A 1897-nucleotide genomic window follows, 5' to 3' on the forward strand; every position below is an offset into this window, starting at 1 on the left:
GGGACCCTGTGGGAGAGTAGGACGCCGCCGAACAATTATTGTGGGAAAGCCCCGCACCAGCCCTTACAGGGCACGGTGCGGGGCTTTTCTGCGTTTACGGCGTGTTCGCGGCAGGTTCGGGGCGGGCGGGCGTCTCGCGATACTTGGATGAACTCGGACAGGCCCGCTGATTAGAATCCCGGGCTATGAACGAGCACGAGATAAGGCCTGTACGCGCCGACGAGTGGGCGAAGGTGAAGGAGCTGCGGCTCGCGGCCCTGCACGATCCGGCAGCCGCCGTGGCCTTCCTGGAGACCGTCGAAGAGGGCGAGTCCAGGACCGATGGGTTCTGGCAGGACCGGGCGGCCGGTGCCGCGTCCGGGCGGGCGGTGCGGCAGTTCGTCGCCGAGGGTCCTGACGGACGGTGGAACGGGACGGTCACGGTCCTGGTGGAGGCTGCCGGGACGAGCGACTTCTTCGAGGGAGTCGTGGAGCGGCCGCAGGGACATCTCGTGGGTGTGTTCGTACGGCCCGAGCAGCGGGGGGCCGGGCTGGCGGAAGCCCTGTTCGAGGCCGCGCTGGAGTGGGCGTGGTCGCTGGAGGAGCCGGCGCTGGAACGCGTACGGCTCTTCGTGCACGAGGACAATCCGCGGGCGGGCGCGTTCTACCGGAGGTTCGGGTTCACGCCGAGTGGGCACGTCGTGCCGATGGCGGAGGACCCGTCCGCGAAGGAGCTGGAGTACGTGTTCGCACGGCCGGAGCGGCCCTGACGGCCCGGCTGCCGGAAGACCCGGCGAACCCTTGCCGGCACAGCCCTTAGGGGCCGACGATGACGGGCAGGTCCGCCTCCGGCCAGCGGGAGCGGGCCTGTTCGCGGCTGCGGCACAGGGCGACGAGGGGGAGCGTGTCGTCCTGGAGGAGCTGCGGGAGTTGGGGGATCGGCGCGACGGCGGCGACGTCGTCGAAGACGAGGGCCAGTGGTGGGTCGAGCCGACCGTGGGATGACCGTGCGGCCATGCGACGGCCGTGCTCGACCACGCTGGAGGCGAGTGCGGTCAGCAGGGGCATCGCACCCGGGTGGGTCCGGGGATCTTCCAGCGGTTCACCCACCACGTAAAGGGTGCCCCCTTCGGAGACGAACGATGCGAGGGCGAGCGAATCGGTTCGGTTCGGGGTGCAGGACTCGCGGATGTGGATCGAGGAGAGCGCGCTCAGCGCGCGGGCCGTGAGGTGCTGGGCGAGTTCGCGGCGCTCCGGGTGGGCGGTCAGTGCGCTCTCGAGTTCACCGGCCGCGCCGGGGGCGGCGATTGCCGCCTGGGCGTGGGTATGGAGGATGCGGACCGGCTCCTGGGCGTTCGTGCCCTGGGCCCAGCGGTGGAGCTGCTTGAACGGGCGGTTGTCGAGGGCGGCGGCCTGCAGCCAGCTGCGGAGGAGCGTTTCGGCGGTGTCCGCGACCGCGGTGTCCATGCGGGCCTGGGGGCGGACCGGGGCGAGGAGCGCGAGGGCGCGGGCCGCGGCGGTGTCGCGGTCCTCGCAGTCGCCGGCCGGGTTCCAGTGCAGGCGGGCCGGGGTGTCGCAGAGGTGGGAGGGATCGTAGAGGAGGACCGGGCCGAGTTTGGCGCGGGCGTCCTTGGTCTGCGACCAGAGGGCGGGGGAGGACGTGATGACGAGGACCGGGCCGTCCGCGGCGGAGATCGCTGCGCTGGCGGTGGGGTGGCGGTGCTCCGGCGGTGCGTAGGTGAGGCGGCGGGGGGTTTGGGGCGGGGGTGTCGGGGCGTAGCCCAAGCCGTAGCGGTAGGCCTCGTCGGTGGGGGCGGGGGGCGGTTCGGGCGGGCGGCCCCCTGGGACCCGCGCCTCAAACGACCGGAGGCGCGTGGGTCGGATAGGGCTCGTGCGCGACGTACGGCGCGTAGGACTC

1 protein-coding gene and 1 pseudogene (1 of these 2 cut by a window edge) are annotated in these 1897 nt (G+C 72.3%); one reads left to right on the top strand and one right to left on the bottom strand.

Translation table 11 applies throughout. From position 1 onward, the window contains the following. Positions 1-185: 185 nt before the first annotated feature. On the top strand, positions 186-749 hold the full coding sequence (locus tag ABZY44_RS30510) for a GNAT family N-acetyltransferase (RefSeq protein ID WP_356659447.1): 564 nt from the start codon (positions 186-188) through the stop codon (positions 747-749). Positions 750-795: 46 nt separating this feature from the next. Here ABZY44_RS30510 and ABZY44_RS30515 read toward each other — a convergent pair. Continuing rightward, a pseudogene (locus ABZY44_RS30515) lies at positions 796-1897 on the bottom strand (hypothetical protein); its annotated part runs 616 nt beyond the window's last position; the annotation flags it as partial.

The sequence above is a fragment of the Streptomyces sp. NPDC006544 genome (assembly GCF_040611715.1).
Classification (GTDB): Bacteria; Actinomycetota; Actinomycetes; order Streptomycetales; family Streptomycetaceae; genus Streptomyces.

Excerpts from the sequence above, each read along its gene's own strand:
- ABZY44_RS30510 (WP_356659447.1), top strand. The coding sequence starts at position 186 with ATGAACGAGCACGAGATAAGGCCTGTACGCGCCGACGAGTGGGCGAAG.